Origin of the sequence: Lentzea albidocapillata (assembly GCF_000719115.1) — a bacterium.
Classification (GTDB): domain Bacteria; phylum Actinomycetota; class Actinomycetes; order Mycobacteriales; family Pseudonocardiaceae; genus Lentzea; species Lentzea albidocapillata.
In genome coordinates this window covers 188,132-212,989 of record NZ_JOEA01000013.1, presented here as the reverse complement: position 1 = coordinate 212,989, position 24,858 = coordinate 188,132, and the positions used below count along the sequence as shown (strand labels likewise).

27 protein-coding genes are annotated in these 24,858 nt (G+C 69.0%); 8 read left to right on the top strand and 19 right to left on the bottom strand.

The window, feature by feature from the left end; genetic code table 11:
* Positions 1-97: 97 nt before the first annotated feature.
* Positions 98-448, bottom strand: coding sequence for a hypothetical protein (locus IG04_RS0121080; RefSeq protein ID WP_030478389.1), 351 nt, complete (start codon positions 446-448; stop codon positions 98-100).
* Positions 445-933, bottom strand: coding sequence for a hypothetical protein (locus IG04_RS0121075; RefSeq protein WP_030478388.1), 489 nt, complete (start codon positions 931-933; stop codon positions 445-447). The genes IG04_RS0121080 and IG04_RS0121075 overlap by 4 nt, the downstream gene beginning before the upstream one ends.
* A 130-nt stretch (positions 934-1,063) precedes the next feature.
* On the opposite strand from IG04_RS0121075, the gene IG04_RS44120 reads away from it, so the two are divergent.
* Positions 1,064-2,353, top strand: a complete 1,290-nt coding sequence (locus tag IG04_RS44120) for a serine/threonine-protein kinase (protein WP_051770322.1) — start codon at positions 1,064-1,066, stop codon at positions 2,351-2,353.
* Here the strand turns inward: IG04_RS44120 and IG04_RS0121065 are convergent.
* From IG04_RS0121065 to IG04_RS0121055, 3 genes are read right to left on the bottom strand one after another with little or no spacing between them, the layout of a single operon-like run.
* A complete protein-coding gene (locus IG04_RS0121065; protein WP_030478386.1) occupies positions 2,346-2,537 on the bottom strand; it encodes a hypothetical protein in 192 nt (63 codons plus the stop codon). The genes IG04_RS44120 and IG04_RS0121065 overlap by 8 nt on opposite strands.
* 5 nt (positions 2,538-2,542) lie before the next feature.
* Positions 2,543-3,193 carry a response regulator gene (locus IG04_RS0121060; RefSeq protein ID WP_030478385.1) on the bottom strand — a complete coding sequence of 217 codons (651 nt, stop codon included), beginning with the start codon at positions 3,191-3,193 and terminating at the stop codon, positions 2,543-2,545.
* Positions 3,190-4,467: a PspC domain-containing protein gene (locus IG04_RS0121055; protein WP_420843951.1), complete on the bottom strand. Its 1,278-nt coding sequence runs from the start codon at positions 4,465-4,467 to the stop codon at positions 3,190-3,192. Before IG04_RS0121055 ends, IG04_RS0121060 begins: the two co-directional genes overlap by 4 nt.
* Positions 4,468-4,491: 24 nt before the next feature.
* Here IG04_RS0121055 and IG04_RS0121050 point away from each other — a divergent pair, with 24 nt between their 5' ends.
* The 4 genes from IG04_RS0121050 (at position 4,492) to IG04_RS0121035 (ending at position 7,698) form a co-directional block, all read left to right on the top strand.
* A complete protein-coding gene (locus IG04_RS0121050; protein ID WP_144065195.1) occupies positions 4,492-5,676 on the top strand; it encodes a PspC domain-containing protein in 1,185 nt (394 codons plus the stop codon).
* The gene (locus tag IG04_RS46600; RefSeq protein WP_036015313.1) at positions 5,669-5,860 is read left to right on the top strand and encodes a hypothetical protein; all 192 of its coding nucleotides are present in this window, start codon (positions 5,669-5,671) and stop codon (positions 5,858-5,860) included. The genes IG04_RS0121050 and IG04_RS46600 overlap by 8 nt, the downstream gene beginning before the upstream one ends.
* Before the next feature lie 168 nt (positions 5,861-6,028).
* Positions 6,029-6,553, top strand: a complete 525-nt coding sequence (locus tag IG04_RS0121040) for a DUF4365 domain-containing protein (protein ID WP_211257787.1) — start codon at positions 6,029-6,031, stop codon at positions 6,551-6,553.
* Entirely contained in the window at positions 6,550-7,698 is a 1,149-nt protein-coding gene (locus IG04_RS0121035) for a hypothetical protein (protein ID WP_030478381.1), read from the top strand. The genes IG04_RS0121040 and IG04_RS0121035 overlap by 4 nt, the downstream gene beginning before the upstream one ends.
* A 37-nt stretch (positions 7,699-7,735) precedes the next feature.
* On the opposite strand, the gene guaA is transcribed toward IG04_RS0121035, so the two are convergent.
* Positions 7,736-9,295 carry a glutamine-hydrolyzing GMP synthase gene (guaA, locus tag IG04_RS0121030; RefSeq protein WP_030478380.1) on the bottom strand — a complete coding sequence of 520 codons (1,560 nt, stop codon included), beginning with the start codon at positions 9,293-9,295 and terminating at the stop codon, positions 7,736-7,738.
* 19 nt (positions 9,296-9,314) lie between these two features.
* Between guaA and IG04_RS42725 the strand changes: the two genes are divergently transcribed.
* Both IG04_RS42725 and IG04_RS0121020 read left to right on the top strand, forming a co-directional pair.
* A complete protein-coding gene (locus tag IG04_RS42725) occupies positions 9,315-9,983 on the top strand; it encodes a phosphotransferase family protein (protein WP_051770317.1) in 669 nt (222 codons plus the stop codon).
* A gap of 10 nt (positions 9,984-9,993) precedes the next feature.
* Positions 9,994-11,439 carry an aldehyde dehydrogenase family protein gene (locus IG04_RS0121020; RefSeq protein WP_030478378.1) on the top strand — a complete coding sequence of 482 codons (1,446 nt, stop codon included), beginning with the start codon at positions 9,994-9,996 and terminating at the stop codon, positions 11,437-11,439.
* Positions 11,440-11,452: 13 nt separating this feature from the next.
* On the opposite strand, the gene IG04_RS0121015 is transcribed toward IG04_RS0121020, so the two are convergent.
* The 9 genes from IG04_RS0121015 to guaB all read right to left on the bottom strand — a co-directional run bounded on the left by IG04_RS0121015 (position 11,453) and on the right by guaB (position 20,787).
* On the bottom strand, positions 11,453-12,772 hold the full coding sequence (locus tag IG04_RS0121015; protein ID WP_245815889.1) for an FAD-binding oxidoreductase: 1,320 nt from the start codon (positions 12,770-12,772) through the stop codon (positions 11,453-11,455).
* Between the two features lie 95 nt (positions 12,773-12,867).
* Entirely contained in the window at positions 12,868-14,121 is a 1,254-nt protein-coding gene (locus tag IG04_RS0121010) for an FAD-dependent monooxygenase (RefSeq protein ID WP_051770315.1), read from the bottom strand.
* The gene (locus IG04_RS0121005; protein ID WP_030478375.1) at positions 14,118-15,077 is read right to left on the bottom strand and encodes an MBL fold metallo-hydrolase; all 960 of its coding nucleotides are present in this window, start codon (positions 15,075-15,077) and stop codon (positions 14,118-14,120) included. The genes IG04_RS0121010 and IG04_RS0121005 overlap by 4 nt, the downstream gene beginning before the upstream one ends.
* Before the next feature lie 12 nt (positions 15,078-15,089).
* Positions 15,090-16,766 (bottom strand): FAD-dependent oxidoreductase, encoded by a 1,677-nt coding sequence (locus IG04_RS0121000; RefSeq protein WP_030478374.1) that lies wholly within the window; start codon positions 16,764-16,766, stop codon positions 15,090-15,092.
* A gap of 33 nt (positions 16,767-16,799) precedes the next feature.
* Positions 16,800-17,339 carry a type II toxin-antitoxin system RelE family toxin gene (locus tag IG04_RS0120995; RefSeq protein WP_030478373.1) on the bottom strand — a complete coding sequence of 180 codons (540 nt, stop codon included), beginning with the start codon at positions 17,337-17,339 and terminating at the stop codon, positions 16,800-16,802.
* Entirely contained in the window at positions 17,332-17,652 is a 321-nt protein-coding gene (locus IG04_RS0120990) for a type II toxin-antitoxin system Phd/YefM family antitoxin (protein WP_030478372.1), read from the bottom strand. The genes IG04_RS0120995 and IG04_RS0120990 overlap by 8 nt, the downstream gene beginning before the upstream one ends.
* A gap of 65 nt (positions 17,653-17,717) precedes the next feature.
* Positions 17,718-17,942, bottom strand: coding sequence for a hypothetical protein (locus IG04_RS0120985; protein ID WP_144065194.1), 225 nt, complete (start codon positions 17,940-17,942; stop codon positions 17,718-17,720).
* Between the two features lie 148 nt (positions 17,943-18,090).
* The gene (locus IG04_RS0120980; RefSeq protein ID WP_030478370.1) at positions 18,091-19,224 is read right to left on the bottom strand and encodes a GuaB3 family IMP dehydrogenase-related protein; all 1,134 of its coding nucleotides are present in this window, start codon (positions 19,222-19,224) and stop codon (positions 18,091-18,093) included.
* 51 nt (positions 19,225-19,275) lie between these two features.
* A complete protein-coding gene (gene guaB, locus IG04_RS0120975; RefSeq protein ID WP_030478369.1) occupies positions 19,276-20,787 on the bottom strand; it encodes an IMP dehydrogenase in 1,512 nt (503 codons plus the stop codon).
* A gap of 142 nt (positions 20,788-20,929) precedes the next feature.
* On the opposite strand from guaB, the gene IG04_RS0120970 reads away from it, so the two are divergent.
* On the top strand, positions 20,930-21,313 hold the full coding sequence (locus tag IG04_RS0120970; protein WP_030478368.1) for a DUF5319 domain-containing protein: 384 nt from the start codon (positions 20,930-20,932) through the stop codon (positions 21,311-21,313).
* Between the two features lie 117 nt (positions 21,314-21,430).
* On the opposite strand, the gene IG04_RS0120965 is transcribed toward IG04_RS0120970, so the two are convergent.
* The 4 genes from IG04_RS0120965 to IG04_RS0120950 all read right to left on the bottom strand — a co-directional run bounded on the left by IG04_RS0120965 (position 21,431) and on the right by IG04_RS0120950 (position 24,783).
* Positions 21,431-22,327, bottom strand: coding sequence for an anti-sigma-D factor RsdA (locus IG04_RS0120965; RefSeq protein ID WP_030478367.1), 897 nt, complete (start codon positions 22,325-22,327; stop codon positions 21,431-21,433).
* Positions 22,328-22,900, bottom strand: coding sequence for a sigma-70 family RNA polymerase sigma factor (locus IG04_RS0120960; protein ID WP_030478366.1), 573 nt, complete (start codon positions 22,898-22,900; stop codon positions 22,328-22,330).
* A 308-nt stretch (positions 22,901-23,208) separates the two neighbouring features.
* Positions 23,209-23,805, bottom strand: a complete 597-nt coding sequence (locus IG04_RS0120955) for a response regulator transcription factor (protein WP_030471988.1) — start codon at positions 23,803-23,805, stop codon at positions 23,209-23,211.
* An 81-nt stretch (positions 23,806-23,886) separates the two neighbouring features.
* Positions 23,887-24,783, bottom strand: a complete 897-nt coding sequence (locus IG04_RS0120950) for a hypothetical protein (RefSeq protein ID WP_051770311.1) — start codon at positions 24,781-24,783, stop codon at positions 23,887-23,889.
* Positions 24,784-24,858 lie beyond the last annotated feature (75 nt).

Here is a 24,858-nt window from a genome sequence, read left to right as displayed (position 1 = left end):
GGCACGCGGGGCAGCGTGGCCGACCAGCTCGTCACCGGAGACCAACCGGGGCTAGCGATCTGCGACGTCGTGGGCAGCGGCGGCGAGATCGCGACTGCTACTCGGTCGCCTTGGGGTGCGCGCCGGCGTAGTCGATCCACACCGTGTGCTTCTCCACGTCGAGCAGGTACCAGACACGGTCCCCACCGGTGACTTCGATCTGCCAGCGCGGCATGGCACGGCCGCCGCGGGCCCCGCACGAAAGGCTGCCCTTGAGCTGCTCGTGACGGCTGGTCTGCACAGCAGGTCCAGGGTCCGTGCGCATGGCGTCCCAGGCCCGGCGGAGGTTGTTCGTAGCGCGGTTCTCCAGTTCCTGCCAGCCCTTCACCGACTCGCTGGTGCGAAAACGGATCTGCCACTCCCCGTTGACGGGTGGCGGAGCGACCGGATCGTTCTTCTTCGGGCTCACGCGATGGTGGCCCCCGGCGCCGGAACCTCGCCGAAGTCCTCGCCGTCATCCCGGTTGAGGATCGCGACCAGTCGCGGATCAGCGTGAACCTCGGCGGTGCGCCGCCATTGACCGATCAGCCGCGACACGGGTGCCGGACTGCCCAGGGAGTTCGCGGCTTCGAGCGTTTCGACGAGTTCGACGACAAACGCCTGCATGTCCTCGCGCGGCAGAAACCGGACCCACGGGAACACCTTGGGCATCACATCTGTGACCAGTTCGCGGACCTCGGCGTGGTGCTGCATCAGAGCGATGAAGAGGGTCGTGGTGGTCGAGACGACCTCCCGCACTTCCTCAGCCCTGCTGGCCGTCGTCAGCACCAGGTCCTCCTCACCACCGCGGCGATGCAGGAGCAGAGTCTGATTCGGCGACTCGTGCAGCTTTCGCACCGAGTCGACAGGCTTGTTGGACAACTCGCTGAAGTTGATCCCAGAAGCGGTGGGCATACTTTTAAAGTACTTGAAAACTGGCCGCGCCGCCAGCGGCTACCGAAGACCCTTCGTCCGGCGCGATCTGCACCACCCCGCAAGCGGGGAACCGCAGATGCACGTCTGCGCGATTGATTAGTCTCAGGGTGTGACAACCATCGGGGGCCGCTACACGCTGCTCGAGCGAATCGGCAGCGGGGCCATGGGGGTGGTCTGGCGGGCACGGGACGAGGTGCTGGCCCGCGAGGTGGCGGTCAAGGAGCTCATCACCGGTGACCACCAGCGGGCGATGCGGGAGGCGCGCAACGCCGCCCGGCTGCACCACCAGCACGCGATCGCGGTGTTCGACGTCGTGGGCAGCGACGACGAAGAGCCGTGGATCGTCATGGAGTACCTGCCGTCGCACAGCCTCTCGGCGCTGATCGCCGAGCGCGGGCCGCTCAAGCCGGCCCAGGCCGCGAGCATCGGCGCCAAGGTCGCCTCGGCGCTGGCCGCCGCGCACACCGCCGGACTGGTCCACCGCGACGTCAAGCCCGGCAACGTCCTGATCGGCCACGACGGCACGGTCAAGCTCACCGACTTCGGCATCTCCAAGGCGACCGGCGACGGCACGATGACCGACACCGGCATGATCTCGGGCACCCCCGCCTACCTCGCACCCGAGGTGGCGCGCGGCGAGCAGCCCGACGAGGCGTCCGACGTGTTCTCGCTCGGCGCCATGATCTACACGGCCATCGAGGGCGAGTCGGTCTTCGGGCCGAGCGACAACAGCTTCGGCCTCATCTACCGCGCCGCCAGCGGGCAGCTCCGCGATCCCAAGAACGCCGGTGAGCTCACCCCGTCGCTCATGCGGCTGCTCTCACAGGACCCGAAGGACCGGCCCACGGCGCAGGAGGCCGCGGATCTGCTGGCCGCCGAGCCGCAGCCGTCGCAGCCGCTGCAGATCCCGCAGCAGCAGAGCAGGCGCAGGGCGCCGAACAGGCGGATCCTGGTGATCCTGGCCGTCATCGCGGTGCTGGCGATCGGTGGTGGCGCCGCCGCCGCGTACTGGAGCGGCACCCATGGCGGGGGCACCACCCCCCTCTACCAGTCGGACTTCCAGCAGCAGCAGCCCCGCTACTTCACCGCGACCGAGGCGGCCGGGTTCGTGCTCGACCACTACGGCCAGCTCCCCACCAGCGCCGACGTGGCGTGGCGCAACCTCCACGAACAGGCGACCGAGCCGCAGGAGAAGTACGTGGCGCGGTGGAAGGGCTACTCCTCGGTCAAGTGTTCCCTGTCCAGCGTGCCCGTCCGGTCGAACGGCCCGAAATGGGTGGTGACCTTCGACCTGGCACTGCAAACGGCCCTGGGCGAGCAGAAGAACGGCGTCTACGAGGCCGAGGTCGCCGCCGTCAACAACGAAATGCGGATCACCAGCATCACGCAGATCAGCTGAGCAGCCAGAAGCTCCCGCCGCCGGCCGCGCGGGACCACGCCACGAACGCGGCGGGCAGCGCGAGAAGCAGCCACCACGGGCTGTGGACGATCGCCGGCGTCACGACGGCTGCCCAGGCCACAGCGGCGTGCAAGACCCACGGCGCCAGTACCTCGGTGGCACCGCGGGCGACCTTCTTGATCAAGTCCGTCAGACCAGTCTGCGGTCAGTGGCCCAGCGGGAGAGCTCGTACCGGTTGGACAGCTGGGTCTTCCGCAGGACGCTCGACACGTGCGTCTCCACCGTCTTCACGCTGATGAACAGCTCGGACGCGATCTCCTTGTAGGCGTAGCCACGCGCGAGGAGCCGCAGGACGTCACGTTCGCGCGGCGTCAGCAGGTCGAGCTCGGGGTCGCTGATCGGCGCGGCACCCGGCCGGTCGGCGAACGCGTCCAGCACGAACCCGGCCAGGCGCGGCGAGAACACCGCGTCGCCCTCCGAGACCCGCACGACGGCCTTGACCAGCTCCTGACTGGAGATCGTCTTCGTCACGTACCCGCGTGCGCCGGCGCGGATGACGTTGATGACGTCCTCGGCCGCGTCGGAGACCGACAGGGCGAGGAACGTGACCTCGGGGATCTTGGTCCGGATCTGCCGCAGCACCTCGGCGCCGCCGCCGTCGGGCATGTGCACGTCCAGCAGCACGACGTCCGGCCTGTGGTGCGCGATGCCCGCCACCGCCTCGCCGACGCTGCCGGCCTCGCCGACCACCTCGATCTCCTCGGTGATGGTGTCGAGCTCCGCCTTGACCCCCGCGCGGAACAACGCGTGGTCGTCCACCAGGAACACCCTGACGCTCATGTCCTGGCCTCCGTCTTCCTCGGCATCTCGAGCTGCACCTCGGTCCCCTCTCCCGGAGCCGTGCGCAGTCGCACCTCCCCGCCGTGCCGGGTCATTCTCCCCCGGATGCTGCCCGCGAGGCCATGCCGGTCCTCCGGCACCGCGTCGGGGTCGAAACCCTTGCCGCGGTCGCGCACGAACACCGTCACCCTTTCCGGCTCGACCTCGGCGTAGACGCTGACCTCAGCCACCCCCGCGTGCTTGGCCGCGTTGACCATCGCCTCCTTCGACGCCTGCACCAGTGCGAACATCCCGTCCTCCAGCTCGCAGTCGCCGACCACGACCTGGGAGACGGCGATGGCGAAGTCGTCCTCCACCTCCGCGCACGCCTGGGCGATCGCGACACTGATGGAGAGCGGCAGTTCGCCCACCTCACGGCCGTAGAGCCAGCTGCGCAGCTCGCGTTCCTGGCTGCGTGCCAGGCGCTTGACCTCGCGCGGCGACTCGGACTGCTTCTGGATCAGGGCCAGCGTCTGCAACACCGAGTCGTGCAGGTGGGCGGCGATCTCGGCGCGTTCCTCGGTGCGGATGCGCGCACGGCGTTCCGAGTCGAGATCGCGCACCAACCGCATCCACAGCGGCACGGTCAGCACCGCGACACCGATCAACGTCGCCAGCACGGAGAGCACGACGGTCGAGAGGTTCTGGACGGAGTCGTTCACCACGAGGAACGCGGCGACCCCCGCCACGACCAGCGCGCCTCCCGCGACCGTCCGCACGATGCCGGTCTTCCCCTGCGAGAAGGCCCCGTCCCTCCAGCGGCGTCGCTGCGCCTCGTCCGCCTCACGCCACACGACGGCCGCACCGATCAGCGCCACGGCGATCGGCCCGGTGATCCACCCGCTCCACGCTCCCCCGAGCAGGCCGGTGAACACCGCGACGCCGATGCCGAGCGCGGCGAGGCCCACGGCCTGCTGCCACTCCTTGCGGTCCTTGTCGGTCTCCGGTTCCGTGACCGCCGACTGCGGGACGAACATCCAGAGCAACGCGTAGGCGATGATCCCGCCCCCGCTGAACGCGGCGAACACGGCGAAGATCGCGCGCACCCAGAAGACAGGTGCGCCGAGATGGTCGGCCAGTCCGCTCGCGACGCCCGCGACCACCCGGCCGGTGCGTCGACGGCGCATCGGCTCAATGCGTGCACTCACCGACTGATCGTCACACGTCGTGGCTGGTTGTTCATCAGGGATGACCCCGGTTCCGTGAATCAGGGCTGGTCCCTGATGTGGTTCCAGGCGTGACAGCGCAATCTTGTCGTCGTGAGCGGGACTGAGAAGGCAATGCAGGGCGTGGCGGACACGCTCAGAGAGTTCTGGGTCCACCGTCCGGTGCGGCCCCGTGCAGGTCGCAAGGCCGGTGGTGTCGCCACCGGTATCGCCCTGCGCTTCCAGATCGACCCGGTGATCGTCCGGATCGCGTTCGTCGCACTCGCCCTGTCGGGCGGCGTCGGCCTGCCGGTGTACCTCGCGGGCTGGTTGCTGCTGCCCGAGGAGGGGGACGCGGTCTCGCCCCTGGAGTCGCTGATCAACAAGGGCTCCAGCTCGATGTCGCACGGCCAGACGGTGCTGCTGGGCATCCTGATGTTCCCCACGCTCGCGTTCACCTTCGGGGGCAACAGCGGGTTCCAGGTCTTCGTGACGCTGGCCGCGACGGTCGCGTGCATCTACCTGCTGCAGAAGAACCGCGGGCACCTGCAGCCGGCCGTCACGCTGACCGAACCCGCGCCCGTGCCACCGGCGCCGGGGGCGCCGGCCTGGGACCCGCTGGGCGCCGCCCCGTTCGCGTGGGACCTGCCCGAACCCGCGCCCGCCCCGACGCCCAAGCCGCCGATGCACCGGCCACGCAAGCCGCGCATCGGGCTGATGACGCTGGGCGTGGCGACGCTGGTGGTCGCCGGATCGGCGATCGCGGGTGTCTGGGCGCCGTGGTTCACCGTGGCGCACACCATCGGCCTGCTGATCGCGGTGCTGGCGGCGGGCCTGCTGGTCGGTTCGTTCACCGGCGGCGGACGTGGCCTGGTCTGGCTGCTCATCCCGTTGTCCGTGGTCGGCTTCGGCCTGACCGCCATCGACTTCGACGGCAGCCCCAGCAAGCTGAGCAGCTTCAACGAGACGCCCAAGACCGTCGGCGACGTCCGCGACCGGTACGCGACGAGCGTCGGCAGCGTGATGCTCGACCTGCGGCAACTGCCGGACTCCGGTGAGGTGAAGACCGCGATCGCGGTAGAGCTCGGCGAGGTGAGGGTGCACGTGCCGAAGAACGCGGACGTGACGTACCGGTGCGAGGCCTCGTCCATCGGCGACCTCGACTGCCTCGGCAAGCGGGCGGAGGGCAGCAGCGTGGACGTCAGCGGCAAGGACCTCGGCGAGAACGGCGAGGGCGGCCTGAAGATCGAGCTCGACGTGCAGGCGAGCGTCGGAGAGGTGAAGGTGCTCCGTGACTGAGCAGGGGATGCGCAGGCGGATCGACCCCGTGACGCTGGTGTTCGGGATCGGCGGCGGGCTGGTGGCGGCCTACGTGCTGAGCAACGGGTCGTTCTGGTTCGACTTCCGGTGGGCGCTCGGGGGGACGGCCATCGTGGTCGGCCTGGTGCTGCTGACGAACTCGCTCCGACGCAAGAGCCGCTGACGCACGAGCCGCTGACGAGAAAGGCCCCGGTCTCCCGGGGCCTTTCTTCACTTTCGGGTGAGCGTCCCACATATCCCCCTTTCGCCCCTCTCGACGGCACCTAGTGTGCTGGCGGTCCGCCGCTGGAGGAGGGAGCCCATGACAGACGGAGGCGACGGTCCGGATCCGGTGACACCGCTCGACGGCGGCCTGCCGATCACCGCCCGTCAGGAGCAGTTCAGCCTGGCGTTCGTGAGGATGATCGCCGCTGCGGCCGGCTGCTCGATCAAGTGGCACGAGACGGATTACGACGGTGTGGACATCACCATCGCATCATCGACCGAGTACGTGAAGTACTACTGCCCGGAGTTCGAACTTCAGCTCAAGTGCACCACCCAGCAGGTCCGGCTCCGAGACGCGCACTTCTCGTGGAGGATGGAGCGCGACCCGTTCCTGAAACTCACCCATGGCAAGCGGTACAACGAGGCGTTCCTCGGTGTGCTTGTGATTCCTCGCGACGAACAGCCGTTGGTGAGTCTGAGCGAGCAACGCCTTCTCACCGCCAGCCGGATGTACTGGCAGCACGCCAGGCTTCTGGGCGACATCAGCGACGGAGCCACCAGCAAGACAGTCCATCTGCCGAGAACTAACCTCTTCGATGTAGAAAGCTTGCAGAGCATCATGCAGAGGGTCGGCGAAGGAGGTGAATGGTGAGCAGCCCATCACTGGACGAGTACCGCGAGCTCGCCGACAGCCTCAACCCGTTGGCCGTCCAGCAGTACCTCGCCGCCAACGACTGGCAGCTCGAAACGCAGGTTCCCGAGGTGCGGCAGATCTGGCGCCTGAACGACGAGGCGCGGATCATGCTTCCGCTGGCCACGGACTTCGTCGACTTCGCCCAGCGTTTCCGCGACACCCTGCACAGCCTGGCCATCGTCTACGACTGGGATCCCGCACACCTGGCCGAAAAGATCACAGCCACCCGCGCCGATCTGTTCTTCGTCCGCTTCGACCAGATGATGATCGACGGGACTCTGCCGTTCAAGCAGGCCGAAAAGTCCCTGGACGCCCTGTTCAAGATGCTGAAGGCGGCTGCGACCTCTGCTGACGATCCGTCGCACTCCCATCGCGGGCGCCGCTCCAGCACGGTGACCGATTTCCTCGACGAGGACGTTCGGCTCGGCCACACGAAGCGCGGCAGTTTCGTATTCACCGTCGTAACGCGGCTCGGCGATCCACTTCCCGAGTCCGATGCCCCGGTCATCCGTGTGACCCCGTTCCAACGACGCGTGATGGAAACGCTTGCCACAGGCCTGTACGCGGCCAAGGACCTGTCGCTGAACTGGGACCCCCGTGCCGTCGAACGTGCCGCTGAACTTGGCCTCAGCGCCAACCTCGTGGAGTCGCTCCAAGATCTGACGGAGTCAGACTCGTTACGCGAGCTGGACCTGTCATTCGACTGGGCTGCCAGCGAACCTCGGCCAGAGGTGCCCGCCTCCCGGATCGTGGTCAACCGTGACGCGATGCTCGGACTGCCACGTGTTCGGGAACGCCTCGTCCGGCGTGAAGAGCCGCCGCACACGGAGACCATCGTCGGCCAGGTTCGATCGCTCACCCGCGAGGATTCAAGCGGAGACGATCAAGAAGAAACGACGATCGTGCTGAGTGCCGAGGTCCGAGGACGAACGAGGAAGATCCACGTCCCGCTGAGCGGCGAGGACTACGACTGGGCGATCTTCGCTCACCGGAGCAGGCTGCCGTTCACGGTCACGGGCAACCTGGCCTTCGAGCGAGGAGCGTGGCGCCTGACCGGCCCGGTGACCGTCGACTCCAGTTTTCTCCAGCATCAGCGGCGTTGACGAGAAAGGCCCCGGTCTCCCGGGGCCTTTCTTCATGTCATTCCCACTCGATGGTGCCCGGCGGCTTGGACGTCACGTCCAGCACCACGCGGTTGACCTCCGCCACCTCGTTGGTGATCCGGGTCGAGATCCGCTCCAGCACCTCGTACGGCAGACGCGTCCAGTCCGCGGTCATCGCGTCCTCGGACGACACCGGGCGCAGCACGATCGGGTGCCCGTAGGTGCGGCCGTCGCCCTGGACGCCGACGCTGCGGACGTCCGCCAGCAGCACGACCGGGCACTGCCAGATCTGCCGGTCGAGGCCGGCCAGGGTGAGCTCCTCGCGTGCGATGGCGTCGGCCTGGCGCAGCGTGTCGAGGCGGTCCTGCGTGACCTCGCCGATGATGCGGATGCCGAGGCCAGGGCCGGGGAACGGCTGGCGCTGCACGATCGTCTCGGGCAGGCCGAGCTCGGTGCCGACGCGGCGGACCTCGTCCTTGAACAGCGCGCGCAGCGGCTCTACCAGCTCGAACTGCAGGTCGTCCGGCAGGCCGCCGACGTTGTGGTGCGACTTGATGTTCGCGGTGCCCGCGCCGCCGCCGGACTCGACGACGTCCGGGTAGAGCGTGCCCTGGACCAGGAACTTGTAGTCGCCCTCGGCCTTGAGGTCGCGCTCGGCCTGCTCGAACACGCGGATGAACTCGCGGCCGATGATCTTGCGCTTCTCCTCCGGGTCCGTGACGCCGGCGAGGGCGTTCAGGAACCGCTCGCGCGCGTCGACCGTCACCAGGCGGATGCCCGTGGCGGCCACGTAGTCGCGCTCGACCTGGGCGCGCTCGCCGGAGCGCAGCAGGCCGTGGTCGACGAAGACGCACGTGAGGCGGTCGCCGATCGCGCGCTGGACCAGCGCGGCCGCGACGGCGGAGTCGACGCCGCCGGACAGGCCGCAGATCGCCTTGCCGTCACCGATCTGCTCGCGGATGCGGCTGACCTGCTCGTCCAGGATGGACGACGTGGTCCACTGCGGACGGATGCCCGCGATCTCGTGCAGGAACCGGCGCAGCACCTCCTGGCCGTGCGGCGAGTGGTGCACCTCGGGGTGGTACTGCACACCGGCGAAGCGGCGCTCGGTGTCCTCGAACGCGGCGACCGGCGCGCCCTCGCTGGTCGCGGTGACGGTGAAGCCCTCGGGCGCCTTGGTGACGGCGTCGCCGTGACTCATCCACACCGGGTGGCTCGCGGGGAGTTCCTGGTGCAGCGCGCCGCCCTCGGTGGGCACGCTCAGGTCAGTGCGGCCGTACTCGCGGGTGCCGGTCTGTTCGACCGCGCCGCCAAGTGCGCGCGCCATCGCCTGGAAGCCGTAGCAGATGCCGAAGACCGGGACGCCGGTCTCGAACAGCTTCGGGTCGACCTGCGGCGCGTTCTCCGCGTAGACGCTCGACGGGCCACCGGACAGAACGATGGCCAGCGGGTTCTTGTCGAGGATCTCGCTGACGGTCGCGGTGTGCGGAACGACCTCGGAGTAGACCTGGGCCTCGCGGACGCGGCGGGCGATCAGCTGCGCGTACTGGGCGCCGAAGTCGACGACGAGAACAGGGCGGTTGCTGGTGTCGGACACGCCGTCAAGGATCTCATGCGTGGACGGTGAACTGCTGACCGGTGGCGGGCTGAACCAGGTGTTCAGGGTGGGTGACGCGGTGCGGCGACCGGCCGGGCCGTGGGCGCCGCGCGTGCACGAACTGCTGCGACGCTTGGCGCCTCTGGGGATCGCGCCGGTTCCGCTCGGGCTCGACGCGGAGCACGAGCTGCTCAGCTACCTGCCCGGTGACGTTGGCCACGTGCCCCCTTCGAGCGACGCGACGTTGATCGAGTCGGCCCGGTTGCTGAGGCGGCTGCACGACGAGACATCTCGTCTCGGGATTCGCCTGGACGGGTGGCAGTTCGCGGCGAGGGAGCCGGTCGAGGTGGTGCTGCACGGTGATTTCGCGCCGTACAACATCGTCTTCGCGGACGGGCGTCCCACCGGGGTGTTCGACTGGGACGGCGCGCACCCGGGTCCGCGCTGGTGGGACGTCAGCTGGGCGATCATCCAGTTCGTGCTGGCCCTGCCGGACGACCGCGAACGGCGTACCCGGCTGTTCTGCGAGACGTACGGAATCGAGTACGTGGCGGAGCACGTGTTGATCCGGCTGGACGACATGATTCAGACGATTCGGAAACATCCGGCGTTCGTGCTCCAGCGGACTGAACGGCATGACGACTACTACTTGGAACTCATCAAGTACGTGCAGGCCAATAGGGCTTAACGTGAGTCTCATGGACGCGTTCACGCCGCAACCCAGGCCGTGCTGGGTCGCCGGCCGCCCCGAGCAGGGCGAGCAGGCGCTAGAGGTCTTCCACCCGTTCGACGGCACCGCGGTCGCCTCGGTGGCCGTGCCGGGCAGAGATCAGGTGGAACGCGCGATCGCGGCGGCGGCGTCCGTCGCGAAGGAGTTCCGGCGAACACCCGCGCACGTGCGGGCCGAGGCGCTGCTGCACGTGTCGCGGGCGCTGGCCGAACGCGCTGAGGAGATCGCCGAGACGATCACCGCCGAGAACGGCAAACCGCTGAAGTGGGCCGAGATCGAGGTGCAGCGCGCGGTCAACACGTTCCGCTTCGCCGCGGAGGAGGCGCGCCGGTTCACCGGTGGACTGCAGCGGCTCGACACCGATGCCGGTGGCGTGGGACGGATGGCGATCGTCCGGCACGTGCCGCGCGGGCCGGTGCTGGCCGTGGCGCCGTTCAACTTCCCGCTGAACCTGGTGGCGCACAAGGTCGCCCCGGCGCTCGCGGTGGGTGCGCCGGTGATCGTGAAGCCCGCTTCGGCGACGCCGCTGAGCTCGTTGCTGCTGGGCGAGATCCTGGCCGAGACCGGTCTGCCCGAGGGCGCGTTCTCGATCCTTCCCGTGCGCGGCAAGGACATGGACGCTCTGGTGAAGGACGAGCGACTGCCGGTGATCTCGTTCACGGGATCCACGAAGGTCGGCTGGTCGTTGATGGAAGCCGCGCCGCGCAAGCACGTCGTGATGGAGCTGGGTTCCAACGCGGCCGCCATCGTCTGTCCTGATTGGACGGACATGGACCACGCGGCGCAGCGCATCGCGACGTTCGGCAACTACCAGGCCGGGCAGTCGTGCATCGCCGTGCAGCGGGTGATCGTGGACCGGTCGAAGGCCGGTGAGTTCGTGCCGAAGCTCGTGGAGGCCGTTGCCGCGCTGAAGACCGGCGACCCCCACGACCCCGAGGTCGAGGTCGGGCCGTTGGTCGACGAGGACAACGCCCGGCGCGTCGAGGAGTGGGTCAACATGGCCACCGACGTCGGCGCGAAGGTGCTGCTGGGCGGCAAGCGGACCGGGGCGACGGTCGAGCCGACCGTGCTCACGGACGTGCCGAAGACCGCCAAGGTGTGGACCGAGGAGATCTTCGGGCCGGTGCTCGTGGTGTCGGTCGCGGACGGCGTGGAGGACGCGTTCGCACAGGCCAACGACAGCAAGTACGGGCTGCAGGCCGGGGTTTTCACCCGTGACGTGCAGGTGGCGTTCGAGGCCGCGGCCGAGCTCGAGGTCGGTGGCGTGATCATCGGTGACGTGCCGTCCTACCGCGCCGACCAGATGCCCTACGGCGGCGTGAAGGGGTCGGGCACCGGACGTGAGGGTGTCCGGTCGGCGATGGAGGACTTCACCGAGGAACGAGTGACCGTGCTGACCGGAATCCAGATCTAGGCGCGGAATCCGGCTACAGGCCCTGCGGGAACGCCAGCACGCGGTCCGGGTCGTAACGTCGCGCGACCTTCCTGAGTCGCGCGAGGTTGCGGCCGTAGTAGGCGGTCGGCCAGTCGGGCATCTCCGGGTCGATGTAGTTCACGTACCCGGTGTTGCCCGCGCCGAGCCCGTCCCGCACGCCCGCGAGGATCCGGCGCGCCTCCGCCTCCGTCCGGTTCTCCGCGCCCATGAAGATCTGCGCGCTGGCACGGGCGTCGCGGTGCGGGAACGCCGTGGCGTCCGGCGCGACCCTGGCGAGCGCGCCGCCGAACGAGTCGAACAGGATCGCACCGTCGGTCTGCCCGTCCATCAGGCCCGCGGCCCGCTCGCCCGGCACGTGGTGGCGGAGCATGCGCGACGACGCCGCGAAGCGGGAACCCGGCCCGGGATTGCCCGCGTAGTGGCGCATCGTCTCCAGGTAGCCCATCTCCTGGACCACACGCGTCCCGGCCGGCATCTTGTCCAGCAACGGCAACAAGTTCTTCTTCGGGCCCACGTACACACCGCCGACGTTCGGGGCCGACACCTCGCCCGCCTCGATCCGGCAACCCGACCACAGCTCGTCGGGCGCCTGGGCCATCCACTCCTGCCAGGCGTCGAACACGTCCGCCGACGCCCCCGCCGGGTAGGCGAGGTTGAACACGGTCAGCTCGGGCGCGGGATCGGTGCGGAAGGTGAACTCCGTGACGATCCCGAAGTTGCCGCCGCCACCGCCGCGCAACGCCCAGTACAGGTCGGGTTCCTCGTGCGCGGAGGCGGTGCGCAGGCACCCATCCGGTGTGACGATCCTGGCGCTGACCAGGTGGTCGCTGGTGAGGCCGTACTTGCGGCCGAGCACGCTGATGCCGCCGCCGAGCGTGAGCCCGCCGATGCCGACCGAACGGCACGTGCCCGCGGGCAGGGCCTGGCCGGCGGCGCCGATCGCCTCGTAGACGGGCAGGAGCTGCGTGCCCGCACCGATCCGCGCGCGGTTGCCGGCGACGGTCACCGCCGACATCGCGGCGAGGTCGACGACCAGGCCGTTCTCGGGCAGCGAGTAGGCCGCGTAGCTGTGCTTGCCGCTGCGTGCGGCGACCGGGATTCGTTCGTGCGACGCGAAGTCCAGGCACGCCTGCACGTCCTCCGGCCGGACGCACCTCGCTATCGCGGCCGGCCTGCGGTGCGCGTAGATCGTGTTCCACGGGACGCGCAGCTCGTCGTACCCCGGATCCTGTGGCAGCACGAGCCGGCCGCCCAGCCTCCTGCGCAGCTTCGCCCAGTTCGTGCCGGCGGCTGCGGCCGTCGCGGTGCCCATCCCCAAGCTTGCGACGCCGAGTGCGGTCCCCTGCAAGAAAGTTCGCCTGTTTACCCCCATGGCGTGAACACGTCCGGCTCGCATCGTGGGTTGCCCTACCAACCGAGCGCGCGCCGCTTCACCTGTTCGTCGCAACGGTGTGCGGCGACGTGCCCGTCCGGCCTGACCAGCCACCCGTCCTTCGTGGTGAAGCCCGGCCCCGCGGTGCGGGAGCCCGGGATCAGCCCGCCGCCGTCCGTCGTCAGCGGGGAGTTCTCGTAGGAGAACGGGGTGAAGAGCTGGCCCGAGTCGATGCCCTCGCCGGATTCGAGCGCCTGCTGCCGGTGCGCTCGTTGCTCGGGAGTGCCCGGCACGAGGAACCGCATGGTGTCGCCGGTGATGCGGAGGTTCTCGTCGGCGGCGGCACCGCGTTCGGCGTCGTAGGAGTCGAGCAGGTGCGGGCCCGCCTCGCCGGTGCGGTCGGCCGCGATCTTCCACGCCGCGTTGTCGGCGTCGCAGATGCCGGAGTTCAGGCCTCGTGCGCCGAACGGGCTCATGACGTGCGCCGCGTCGCCGGCCAGCAGAACCCTGTGGTCGCGGAGTTTCGCGGCTCGGCGCTGGTGGAAGCGGTAGGTGGACTGCCAGACGATCTCGTACGGCTTGTCACCGACGATCGCGCGGACGTGGGCGTCGGTGAGCTGAACGTCCTCGGCGACCTGCCAGTCGATCCGCCAGACGCCTTTCGGTTGCGGGTGCAGGAGGACCTGACGGCCCGGATTCCAGGGCGGGTCGAAGTAGAAGCGGCGTTCGGGTGTCTCGAAGTCCAGGTCGACACGGACGTCGGCGATGATGAACCTGTCGTCGAACGAGAAGCCCTCGAACGGGATGTTCAGGAGCTGTCGCACCGTCGAGTGCACGCCGTCCGCCGCGATGCAGTGGGTGCCCCTGACTCCGTCCTGTGTGGACACTCCGTCGTCGTCCTGGGTGAGACCGGTCAGGGAGTGTCCGTAGCGGAGTTCGATCAGCGGTTCGGCGCGGACCCGTTCCTCCAGCAGCTGTTCGACGACCGTCTGCGGGGTGTTCACGAACGGCGGGAAACCCTTGGCCTCCGGGAAGGTCAGGGTGAGCACCTCGCGGTCGCGGTGGTAGGTGCGGCCGGTGTACCAGGTGACGCCCGCGTCCGCGACGGCCTGGCCGACGCCGATCCGTTCGAGGATCTCCAGGACGTCGCGCTGGACGCAGATCGAGCGGCTGCCCGTCTGCGCACGCCTGGGTTCCCTCTCCAGGACGATGCTCGGCACACCGGCTCTCGCGAGGAACAATGCCGACGCCAGCCCCACCGGCCCGGCACCGACCACCAGGACCGTCATTGCAGCGCGTCCCAGACGGCACGGTCGCGTTCGGCGGTCCAGATCTCGGGCCAGTCCTTGCCGTCGCACTCGTCCCAGTAGCGCTTCACGTCGAACGGCAGGCAGTGCTCGAAGATCGGCCAGCGGCCGTAGCGGGCTTCGAGCGTCCGGTGCGCGAGTTCGAAGGCCTGCTTGAGCGTGCCGCCCTCGGCGTGGACCCCGCCGACCGTGCGGCGCAGTTCGTTGAGGAAGTGCCTGCTCTGGTTGATCGCGGCCTCGACCTCGATGCGGTCGCGCGCGACCTTGCCGCGCCCGCCGACGAGGACCTCGGCCCCCAGGTCCTCGATCTCGTCCAAAGTGGACGTCGCCCACTCGTCGTGGAACGCGTCACCGGTGTAGAGCGCGGCCTGCGACTCGACCAGGTCACCCGCGAACAGGATGCGCTGCTGCGGCAACCAGGCCACGATGTCGCCTGCCGTGTGCCCGCGCCCGAAGAACTGCAGCACCAGCTCGCCGCGCTCGTCTCCGAGCGGGATCGTCATGCGGTCGGAGAACGTCAGCGTCGGCCACGTCAGGCCGGGGATCTCCTCCGGCTGTTCGAAGAGCCGCGGCATGCGGCCGAACTCGCTCTCCCAGTCCTGCTGCCCGCGTTCGGCGATCAGCACGCGCGTCATCTCGTGGGCGACGATCTCCTGGGCCTCGAAAGCGCTGGCCCCGAGCGTGCGCACGGCGTGGTAGTGGCTGAGGACGAGGTACCGGACCGGCTTCTTGGTGTGCTTGCGCAGCTGGCCGAGCCACCTTCTGGCAGCCGCCGGGGTGGCGCGGGCCTCGAAGCAGATCAGGAAGTCCTCGGCCTCGATGGCCGCGACGTTGGGGTCGCCTTCGGCGGTCAGGGTGTAGACGCCCTCGGCGAGTTCGACGAAGACCTCGTCCTTGGGGGCGAGGTCGGCGCTGGACGCGAACGGCTTGTTGGCCATGCCTCCACCGTGTCAGGACGCCTTCACGATCGGCAACCGCAATGCGGCTGGAGCTTGATCGGGAACCGCCGGGTTCTTCGGCTTCGTCGGGTTGATCCGCTTGTAGGGCTGCTCCTGCGACGGCCGCTGGTCCTGCTCGCCCTTGTTCGGCCACAGCGAGAACGCGCGCTCGGCCTGCGCGGTGATGGTGAGGCTCGGGTTCACGCCGAGGTTCGCACTGATCGCCGAACCGTCCACAACGGACAGTCCGGGGTAGTTGAAGACCCGGTGGTACGGATCGATCACGCCCTGTTCCTCGCCGCTCGCGATCGCGCAGCCGCCGATGAAGTGCGCGGTCAGCGGGATGTTGAACAGCTCGCCCCACGTGCCGCCGGCGATGCCGTCGATGTGCTTGGCGGCCAGCAGGTTCGCCTCGTGACCGGCGGGGATGAACGCCGGGTTCGGCTCACCGTGGCCCTGCTTGCTGGTGAGCTTGCCGCGCTTGAGGAACGTGGTGATGGAGTTGTCGAGGCTCTGCATGACCAGCAGGATCACGGTCCGCTCGCTCCACCGGTGCACGCTCAGCAGCCGGAGCAGCCGCAGCGGGTGCCGGACCGCCTGCTTGATGAACTGCAGCCACCGCGGCGTGCTCAGCGCGCCGTCCGTGGCGAGGGTCTGCAGCATGCCCATGGCGTTGCTGCCCTTGCCGTACCGGACGGGCTCGATGTGCGTGATCTCGTCGGGGTGGATGGAGCTCGTGATCGCGACGCCCTGCGTGTAGTCGGTGTCCGGGTCGACCGTGTAGCGGGCGGCGCCGATGATCGACTCGGAGTTGGTGCGGGTGAGCTCGCCGAGCCTGCCCGAGATCTTCGGCAGGGTGCTCGCCTTCGCCTGGTGCAGGAGCTGCTGGGTGCCCCACGTGCCGGCGGCGATCACGACCTGGTCGGCCGTGAACGTCCGGGTCGCCTTCCCGCCGGTCATCCTGGTGTCGATGGTCCAGGTTCCGTTGTCCTCGTTGAGCCGCGTGACCGTGGTCAGCGGGAAGACCTGGGCGCCGAGCTTCTCCGCGAGGTAGAGGTAGTTCTTGACCAGCGTGTTCTTGGCGCCGACCCGGCAGCCCGACATGCAGCTGCCGCACTCGGTGCAGCCGGTGCGTTCCGGTCCGGCGCCACCGAAGTAGGGATCCGCTGCCTTCTTGCCCGGCTCGCCGAAGAACACGCCGACGGGCGTCGCGTGGTAGCTGTCCTCGACGCCCATGTCCTTCGCGACCTTCTGCATGACGACGTCGCTCGGGGTCGTCGTGGGGTTCGTGACGACACCCAGCATCCGGCTCGCCTGGTCGTAGAACGGCTCCAGCTCGTCCTGCCAGTCGGTGATGTGCGCCCACTGCCGGTCCTCGTAGAACGGCTTGAGCGGCCGGTAGAGCGTGTTCGCATAGACGAGGCTGCCACCGCCGACACCGGCCCCGGCGAGCACCATGACGTTGCGCAGCAGGTGGATGCGCTGGATGCCGAAGCACTTGAGCTGCGGCGCCCACAGGTACTTGCGGAGATTCCAGCTGGTCTCGGCGAACTCGTCGTCGGCGAACCGGCGCCCCGCCTCCAGGACGGCGACGCGGTAGCCCTTCTCGGTCAGGCGGAGCGCGGCCACGCTGCCACCGAACCCGGAGCCGACGATGACGACATCGAAGTTACCGGCGAGTTCACCCATGGATCGGAGAGTAGGCGTTACTTCCGGTAACGCCTAGTCCCCTATCGGTTCAGACGGGCGGGGTGCGCTCCTGAAATCGGTCCAGAGATCGACTGCCTGCTCCAGGCTCAACGCCGCGACCTGCTCCGGAGGGATCCCCGCGGTGTGCACGAGACGCTGCGCCAGCCAGTCTGGGACCGGCTCTCGCGGCGGGGCCTCTTCCACGACCACGTCGCCGGCGAGGCGACCGAGTCTTCTGATTACGTCGGCCAACTTGGCCAGCGTGGAGCCCTCGCCAGCCATCGACGTGACTCTCGCCGACGCCTCGGCGTAGACCTCGGCATCCGAGCGCACGCCCACGCACCAGACTTCACAAACCTCGACGGCACCATCGGTGGCGATCCGGTAGACGACCCGCCAGTGGTTGCGCCCCACCACCAACTTGCGAAATCCGGTCAACTCGCCGCCGAGCGGATGCCCGGCCTCCGGATCGTCGAACAGAATCTGGATCTTCTTGAGGATTCTGGGCACGACGTCCGGGCCCAGGCGACGCAGGTCATCAATGGCCGCGTCGGTGAACAGAACTTCAGCCATCGAGCGAGTCGTCGTCCTCCACCGCTGCCAGCGACTCACGGGTGTGCCCGAACGCCGCCAGCACGTCGTCGAAGGACGTGCGCCGACCAGAGTCAGCAGCCGACCGTGCGAGCACGAGCGCCAGGTCCCTCAGGTCAGCCGCCGCTTCGTCGATCTCAGCCAGGCGACTCATCGGGACAACAGCGGCCACCGGCCGACTGTGTCGCGTGACGACCACCGGACCACCCTGCTCGGCGTCGGCGACCAGCCCGGCGACGCCACGTTTCGCGGCCTCCGTGACGGTCAGCTCGCGAGCCTCGTGAATTGCGGTCATGTACAGAACTGTACAGAAAAACTGGACAGAAAGTCGAGGGTGCGCGGGCAGGCGCACCCGTCGACTCAGAACACCAGGCCCTCGATCGCCCAGACCATGAACGACACGGCCAGCGCGGTGATCACCAGCCCACCGCAGACGAACAGGGTCAGCATCTGCCAGCCGATGCCGCCGACGCCCTCATCCTCCTCGGGCACTTCCTCGATCTCGAACTCTTGGACCTCGGCGTCCGGGTCGATCGTGTCCACATCACTGTTCTTGCCGTCGCCGAACAAGGCATCCAATTCCACGCTCAAGAGGACGCGCGGGGTAGCCGTCTGGTTGCAAGATCAGGTTTGGGCCCATGCGGCGATCGCCTCCGCGATCGCCGCGCACAGGGTCGTCGACGCGCAGAGGGGCGCGTTCCGGCAGGAACGCGCCCCTCGACGTCGATCGGGATCAGCCGCGGATCGTCAGGCCGACCTTCTGGAACTCCTTGAGGTCCGAGTAGCCGGTCTTGGCCATCGCCCTCTTCAGAGCGCCGAACAGGTTCGTCACGCCGCGCGGGTCGGCGGACGGGCCGAACAGCAGCTTGCGCAGGTCGAGCTCCTGGTCCACCGCCTCGGCGACGAGGCTGCGCGGCACGGACGGGTGCGCGGACGCCGCCGTCCAGTACAGGCCCTGGCCCGGTGCCTCGGTCGCGGCGGCCAGCGGCTCGCCGAGCATCACGGCGTCGGCACCGCAGGCGATGGACTTCGCCACGTCGCCCGAGGTCGTGACGCCGCCGTCGGCGATGACGTGCACGTAGCGGCCGCCGGTCTCGTCGAGGTAGTCGCGGCGCGCGGCCGCGGCGTCGGCGATCGCGGTGGCCATCGGCACGCCGATGCCCAGCACCGAGTCGGTGGTCGTGACGCCGGGCGCGTAGCCGTAGCCGACGATCACGCCCGCCGCGCCGGTGCGCATGAGGTGCATGGCGGTGCGGTAGTCGCCGACACCGCCGGCGATCACCGGGATGTCGAGGTCCGCGATGAACGACTTCAGGTTCAGCGGCTCACCACCGCGGCTCACGTGCTCGGCCGAGATGATCGTGCCCTGCACGACCAGGATCTCGACGCCCGCGGCCAGCAGGTCCGGCGTGAGCTCCGCGGCGCGCTGCGGGCTGACGCGGACCGCGACGGTGACGCCCGACTCGCGGACCTGCTTGATCGCCTCGGCGATCAGGTCCATCCGCAGCGGGGCGGCGTGCAGCTCCTGCAGCACCTTCACCGCGGCCGCCGGGTCCTCGCTGTCCTCGGTCGCCTGGACCAGGCGGAACAGCGCCTCGTCCACGTCGCCGTGCCGAGCCCAGAGGCCCTCGGCGTTGAGCACACCGAGGCCACCGAGCTCGCCGACCGCGACCGCCGTGCCCGGCGACACGATGGCGTCGGTCGGGTGGGTGATCAGCGGGATGTCGAAGCGGTAGGCATCGATCTGCCACGTCGTGGAGACGTCCTTCGACGACCTCGTCCGACGCGACGGGATGATCTCGATGTCGTCCAGCTCGTAGGCCCGCCTCGCGGTCCGGCCCATGCCGATCTCGACCAGATCGCGCACCTGTGGTTCCTCTCCAAGCTGTTGAGCAAGCGTTCTAGCAGCCGAGACACCCTAACGGGTGGTGTAGTTCGGGGCTTCGACGGTCATCGTGATGTCGTGCGGGTGGCTTTCCTTCAGGCCCGCCGCGGTGATGCGCACGAGCTGCTGCTGCTGCAGCTCGGCGATCGTGTGCGAACCCGTGTAGCCCATGGCCGCGCGCAGACCGCCGTTGAGCTGGTGCACGACCTGCGACAGCGGGCCGCGGAACGGCGTGCGGCCCTCGATGCCCTCGGGGACGAGCTTGTCCTCGTTGAGCACGTCGTCCTGGAAGTAGCGGTCCTTGGAGAAGGACTTGTTCTCGCCACGGGACTGCATGGCGGCGAGCGAACCCATGCCCCGGTAGGTCTTGAACTGCTTGCCGTTGACCAGGATCAGGTCGCCGGGCGCCTCCTGGGTGCCCGCGAGCAGCGAGCCGAGCATCACGGCGGACGCACCGGCCGCGATGGCCTTGGCGATGTCGCCGGAGTACTGGATGCCGCCGTCACCGATCACCGGCACGCCGGCCGGGGTGCAGGCCAGGGAGGCCTCGTAGATCGCGGAGATCTGCGGCACGCCGACACCGGCGACGACGCGCGTGGTGCAGATCGAGCCGGGACCGACGCCGACCTTCACGCCGTCCGCACCCGCGTCGACCAGCGCCTGGGCACCGGCGCGCGTCGCGACGTTGCCGCCGACGACGTCCGCCGAGTCGCCGAGCTCCTTCTTGATGCGGGCGACCATCTCCAGCACACCGCGCGAGTGCCCGTGCGCCGTGTCGACCATCAGCACGTCGACGCCGGCCTCGGCGAGCGTCATCGCGCGGATGAACGAGTCCTCGCCCACACCCACGGCGGCGGCGCACAGCAGGCGGCCGTCCGGGTCCTTGGTGGCCATCGGGTACTGCTCGGTCTTGACGAAGTCCTTGACCGTGATCAGGCCCTTGAGCTTGCCGTCACCGTCGACGATCGGCAGCTTCTCGACCTTGTGGCGGCGCAGCAGGCCGAGCGCGGCCTCCGCGGACACGCCGACCTGGGCCGTGACCAGCGGGCCCTTGGTCATGACCTCGATCACCCGCTTGGAGTGGTCGAGCTCGAAGCGCATGTCGCGGTTCGTGATGATGCCGACGAGCTTGTTGTTCTCGTCGGTCACCGGCACGCCGGAGATGCGGTAGCGGGCGCACAGCGCGTCCACCTCGGCCAGCGTGGCCTCGGGCGAGCACGTGACCGGGTCGGTGACCATGCCGGCCTCGGACCGCTTGACGGTCTCGGCCTGCCGGGCCTGGTCCTCGATGCTCAGGTTGCGGTGCAGCACACCGATGCCGCCCTGGCGGGCCATCGAGATCGCCATGCGGCCCTCGGTGACCGTGTCCATCGCGGCGCTGGCCAGCGGAATCTTCAGGGTGATGTTGCGCGAGATCCTGGTGCTCGTGTCGACGCCACTCGGGACGACGTCGGACTCGGCAGGCAGCAGGAGCACGTCGTCGAAGGTCAGCCCCAGCATGGCGAACTTGCCCGGGACTCCATCAGCGTTGAGCTCGCTGGTCATAGCGGGTGACATGCCTTCCGTCGTGCGGTCTGCGCTCTGCCTGCCCTTTTGGGGTCCTGCGTGTCCAGTTTCCGCAGGCGGAGGCGGTGCGACCCATGGTATCTGGACGACCGTGGGGGTACGGCGGGTACCGTGCGGGGTCGTGCCGCACGACGCGTTGCCACCAGACCCCTTCGAAGGCGACCCAGAAGACCCCGCACTCTCTCTGGGCGAGCCCGACCACGACCATCCCCCGATGGCTGAAGACGAGCGAACAGAGCTGGTCAGCGACCTGGCCGACCTCGCCGTCTACCAGGCGCTGCTCGAACACAGAGGCGTCCGGGGCATCGTCGTGGACTGCGGTGAGTGCCAGGAACCGCACTACCACGACTGGGCACTGTTGCGAGCCTCACTGGAGCAGCTGCTCGTCGACGGCCGCATGCGCCCGCACGAGCCGGCCTTCGATCCGAACCCCGGCGCCTACGTGAGCTGGGAGTACTGCCGGGGGTACGCGGACGGCGTGACGGCCACCGAGTCTGCCCGCTGATCTCGCGGCGCGGTGTGAGGTCGGACGCACCCCGGTCACATTCCACCTGACGTGTGAACGCCTGAGCATGTGAACGGCCCCTGACCTCGAAAGATCAGGGGCCGTTCACACTGCGTCTCAGTTGGAGCCGGTGCTCCCGGCCGACTGCCCGGTGGACTCGACGTTCGTACCGGTCGACCCCGGGTTCTCAGCACCGGGATCCGGCGGCGGCGGAGGCGGCGGGTTCTCCTCGCCGTTCGACGTCGGCGGCGCGGGAGTCTGCGACGACGGCGGCGTGGACGGCTGGGTGGTCGACGGAGTGGTCGACGGCGCCGACGGCGTGGTCGACGGCTGCGAGGACTGGCTCGGCTGCGTCACCGGCGGGAGCGTCGAGGTGGGCGGCGCGGTCGAGGTGTTGGTGTCGAGCTCCTTTTCGAGCTCCTTGTGCTTCTGCTCGAGCTGCTGCTTGCCGTCGGCCGTGGAGACCGAGCCGAGGCTCGCGCCGACCTTGTTCAGCTTCTCGCGCGCCTCGTTGACCTTGCCCTCGCGCAACGCCAGCCGCGCCGCGTCGAGGTCACCGCTGATGATGGCCGCGGCTTCGATCGAATTCGCGTGCTCGGAGTAGAGCACTCGCGTGAGACCCCAGAGCGCGTCGCCGGGCTGGGCGTCACGGGCGACGAGGCTCACGCCGGTGAAGGCGATGGCCAGGACCGCCGCGGCACTTGCCAGCGGGATCAGGAAGCGGTGCCTGCTCACCGGCTGCGGGCGGGCAGCCTGGATCGTGGCGATGGCGGTGTCGGTGTCGACGAGCTCGCCGAACGGCTCCGTCTCCACCTCGTTGCGCCATGCGAGCAGCAACGCGTTCAGGTCGTCGTCGCCCAGGGAGCCGGCCACGCCCGGAGTCGCCGACCCCAGTGCGTCCAGCAGCCTGTCATCAGCCTGTACAGCCGAAAGATCGTCGGCGACGGGTTCGTGCGGGGCTCTATCGTCCTGTCCGCGCACTTCCTCGTCGTCCTTTCCGTGTTCGTCGGCCACTCAGACCACCTCCTCCGCTGCCAGCGATTTGCGCAGCCGAGCCAGCGCACGATGTTGCGCCACCCGGACCGCACCCGGCGTCGAACCGACCGCCTCGGCTGTTTCCTCGGCGGAGAGTCCGACCACCACCCTCAACAGCAGGATCTCCCGCTGCTTCTCCGGCAGGACGCGCAACAACACAGCCATCCGGCCGGAGAGTTCTCCCTGCATCGCCCGCTGCTCCGGACCAGCTTCGGTCTCCGGCGCGTCGGGAACTTCGGGAACGGGCTCGGAGCGGTTCCTGGCGGCAGACCGATGTGCGTCGGCCACCTTGTGAGCCGCGATCCCGTAGACGAACGCGAGGAAGGGCCGACCCTGATCGCGGTAGCTGGGCAATGCCGTGAGCACCGCGAGACACACCTCCTGGGCCACATCGTCCGCCGAAGCGAAGCTTCGCTCCTGCCTGCCAACTCTGGCGCGGCAGTACCGCACCACGAGAGGACGAATGGAGGCCAGCAGGCGTTCGATCGCCTGGCGGTCGCCGTCGACGGCCGCGCCCACTTCGGCGTCCAGTCCGTCCCCCAAGTTGGTCATCGCAGACAACAGCCCTGGTGTTACTTGTTGGCGCACCGACATGAAACAGCACGAGTCACTCACAGCGACCCGTTGCAGCAGCTTCACCGTACCGGTCTTCAGGCGTTCTGTTCATAGGTGGGGTATGGACACCCCGAGTGAACAGCGGACACGCCCGAACGGATTACAGCCCGGCGACATTGTCACCGGGCTGGGCTAAACGCGCGACCTGAGGACCCACCGGTTGCACGGGTGAGCCGTCTCACGCCACCGGCCCCGCTTCCCCACATGCGGCATATGAGGATGCGGGGCCGGTGCGGCAAGAGCGACTACTGAACGAGGCCTCGCCGGAAGCCGTGTGCGACCGCCTGAGCGCGGTCACGCACACCGAGCTTGCGGAAGAGACGACGCGCGTGCGTCTTCACCGTGTCCTCCGACAGGTAGAGCTCGCGGCCGATCTGACCGTTGCTCTTGCCCTGGCTCATGCCACGCAGCACCTGGAGCTCGCGCTCCGTGAGCTGCACGCCGGGGTCGGAGGGCTGACGAGGCGCCGGCACCGAGGTGCTGGCGAGCGTGTGCGCGAGGGCTGCCACAAGCTCGGGACGCGACGCGTCCCACCTCAGGTAGCCGCGGGCACCGCCGGCGATCGCCGCGGCGATGCTCCCGGCGTCGTCGGGTGCGCCGAAGACGATGACGTTTGCCTGCGGATTCGCAGAGACGAGCCGACGGGTTGCTTCAACCCCGGTCGGGACGGCGCGCTGGGTTCCCACCAGGACGACGTCGACCGGCTGCCTTGAAAAGCGAGCCAACAACTCGTCACCGTGCGCTACGCAGTCGATGCGGCTAACCCCGGGGACAGCCGACATCACGCGGGTGAGACCCTCCCGCACACTGCGCCGGTCGTCGCAAATAAGGACCGTGGTCACGGGGACTCCTTTCCTGCAGCCGAGTGACGTTCCATCTCCCCTATCGGACGCTGGCGGCCCAACCTTGACACGATCCGGTGCTTAATCCGTCAAGTAGTTCGCCTGAGGGTCTGCGTTCGGGGGTTCCCCGGAACGGAGCAGCCCGGTCGGCACCCACGGGGAATCAAGGGCGACCTGTCGGCTGACGGGATCAGCTCTGCGTAACACGCAGCTCAGAGCATCCGTCGCCCGGTCGATGGCGACTGCGCCCACCGTGGGGGCATGGCCCACCAGAACAAGAGCGCTCGGCCAGATCAACGGATGAAGTCCCTTCGTCGCACTGTGATTTAGCTCACACTCGACCAGTTCAACTCCGCGGTTCAGGCCGTCGGGGGTCCCCCACACGACCAACGAGGTGCCCAGAACGAGTGCCGACTTGAGCTCGTGCCGCAGCGCCTTTCTGCTCGTCGCTACGCCGTACGCCGCCTCCGCGGGTGCCACGGCGGCATGCGCGCGACCGTCCACCAGCTCAATCTCAGCGGATACCCAGCCCTTGCGGACCTCACTCCGCCACGAGCGCGTCTCAACTCGTGCGAGCAACCTGCGGGCCTCGTTCAGGCGTTGGGCACCGAGCGAATCGGCGGCGAGGCCGAGCAGAGCGTCCGTCCGGGCGCCTGCGGCGTCGATCCCGTCGGGGTCGCTCTCGCCCGCAGGCTGAACGCGCGCGAGGGCGGCGCCGTCGAGGGCGCGGGCGAGGTGATGGGCCCCTAGCTGACGGTGGTGCGACGCGCGAGTCGAGAGAGACAGGGACGCCACGACCGGGTCGGGGTCGTGACGGAGCGCGTCCAGCACGGTGGCGGCGGCCGCGTAGTGGCCCTGACCGCCCAGGACGACCGCCGCGAGCCACCTGGCCCAGGCACTCGGCGCCGAGAGGGCGGGCCACACGTCGAGGTCGGGTGAGTCGCCGAACGCGGCTCGGCGCAGCTCGTCTTCGGTCACGGTGAGGAGTCTGCCCGCCAGGCGCCGGGCGCTTCGGCCGTGGGCAGTCGGCGCGGGCGTCAGGCGGGGCCTCGA

Bases quoted from the DNA above. Each gene is read 5' to 3' on its own strand.
- IG04_RS0121020 (WP_030478378.1), top strand. From the start codon at position 9,994: ATGGACGCGTTCACGCCGCAACCCAGGCCGTGCTGGGTCGCCGGCCGC.
- IG04_RS0120995 (WP_030478373.1), bottom strand. From the start codon at position 17,339: ATGGCTGAAGTTCTGTTCACCGACGCGGCCATTGATGACCTGCGTCGC.
- IG04_RS0120960 (WP_030478366.1), bottom strand. From the start codon at position 22,900: ATGACCAACTTGGGGGACGGACTGGACGCCGAAGTGGGCGCGGCCGTC.
- IG04_RS0121000 (WP_030478374.1), bottom strand. From the start codon at position 16,766: ATGGGTGAACTCGCCGGTAACTTCGATGTCGTCATCGTCGGCTCCGGG.
- IG04_RS0120990 (WP_030478372.1), bottom strand. From the start codon at position 17,652: ATGACCGCAATTCACGAGGCTCGCGAGCTGACCGTCACGGAGGCCGCG.
- IG04_RS0121075 (WP_030478388.1), bottom strand. From the start codon at position 933: ATGCCCACCGCTTCTGGGATCAACTTCAGCGAGTTGTCCAACAAGCCT.
- IG04_RS0121010 (WP_051770315.1), bottom strand. From the start codon at position 14,121: ATGACGGTCCTGGTGGTCGGTGCCGGGCCGGTGGGGCTGGCGTCGGCA.
- guaB (WP_030478369.1), bottom strand. From the start codon at position 20,787: ATGACCAGCGAGCTCAACGCTGATGGAGTCCCGGGCAAGTTCGCCATG.
- IG04_RS0121060 (WP_030478385.1), bottom strand. From the start codon at position 3,193: ATGAGCGTCAGGGTGTTCCTGGTGGACGACCACGCGTTGTTCCGCGCG.
- IG04_RS0121015 (WP_245815889.1), bottom strand. From the start codon at position 12,772: ATGGGCACCGCGACGGCCGCAGCCGCCGGCACGAACTGGGCGAAGCTG.
- IG04_RS0121005 (WP_030478375.1), bottom strand. From the start codon at position 15,077: ATGGCCAACAAGCCGTTCGCGTCCAGCGCCGACCTCGCCCCCAAGGAC.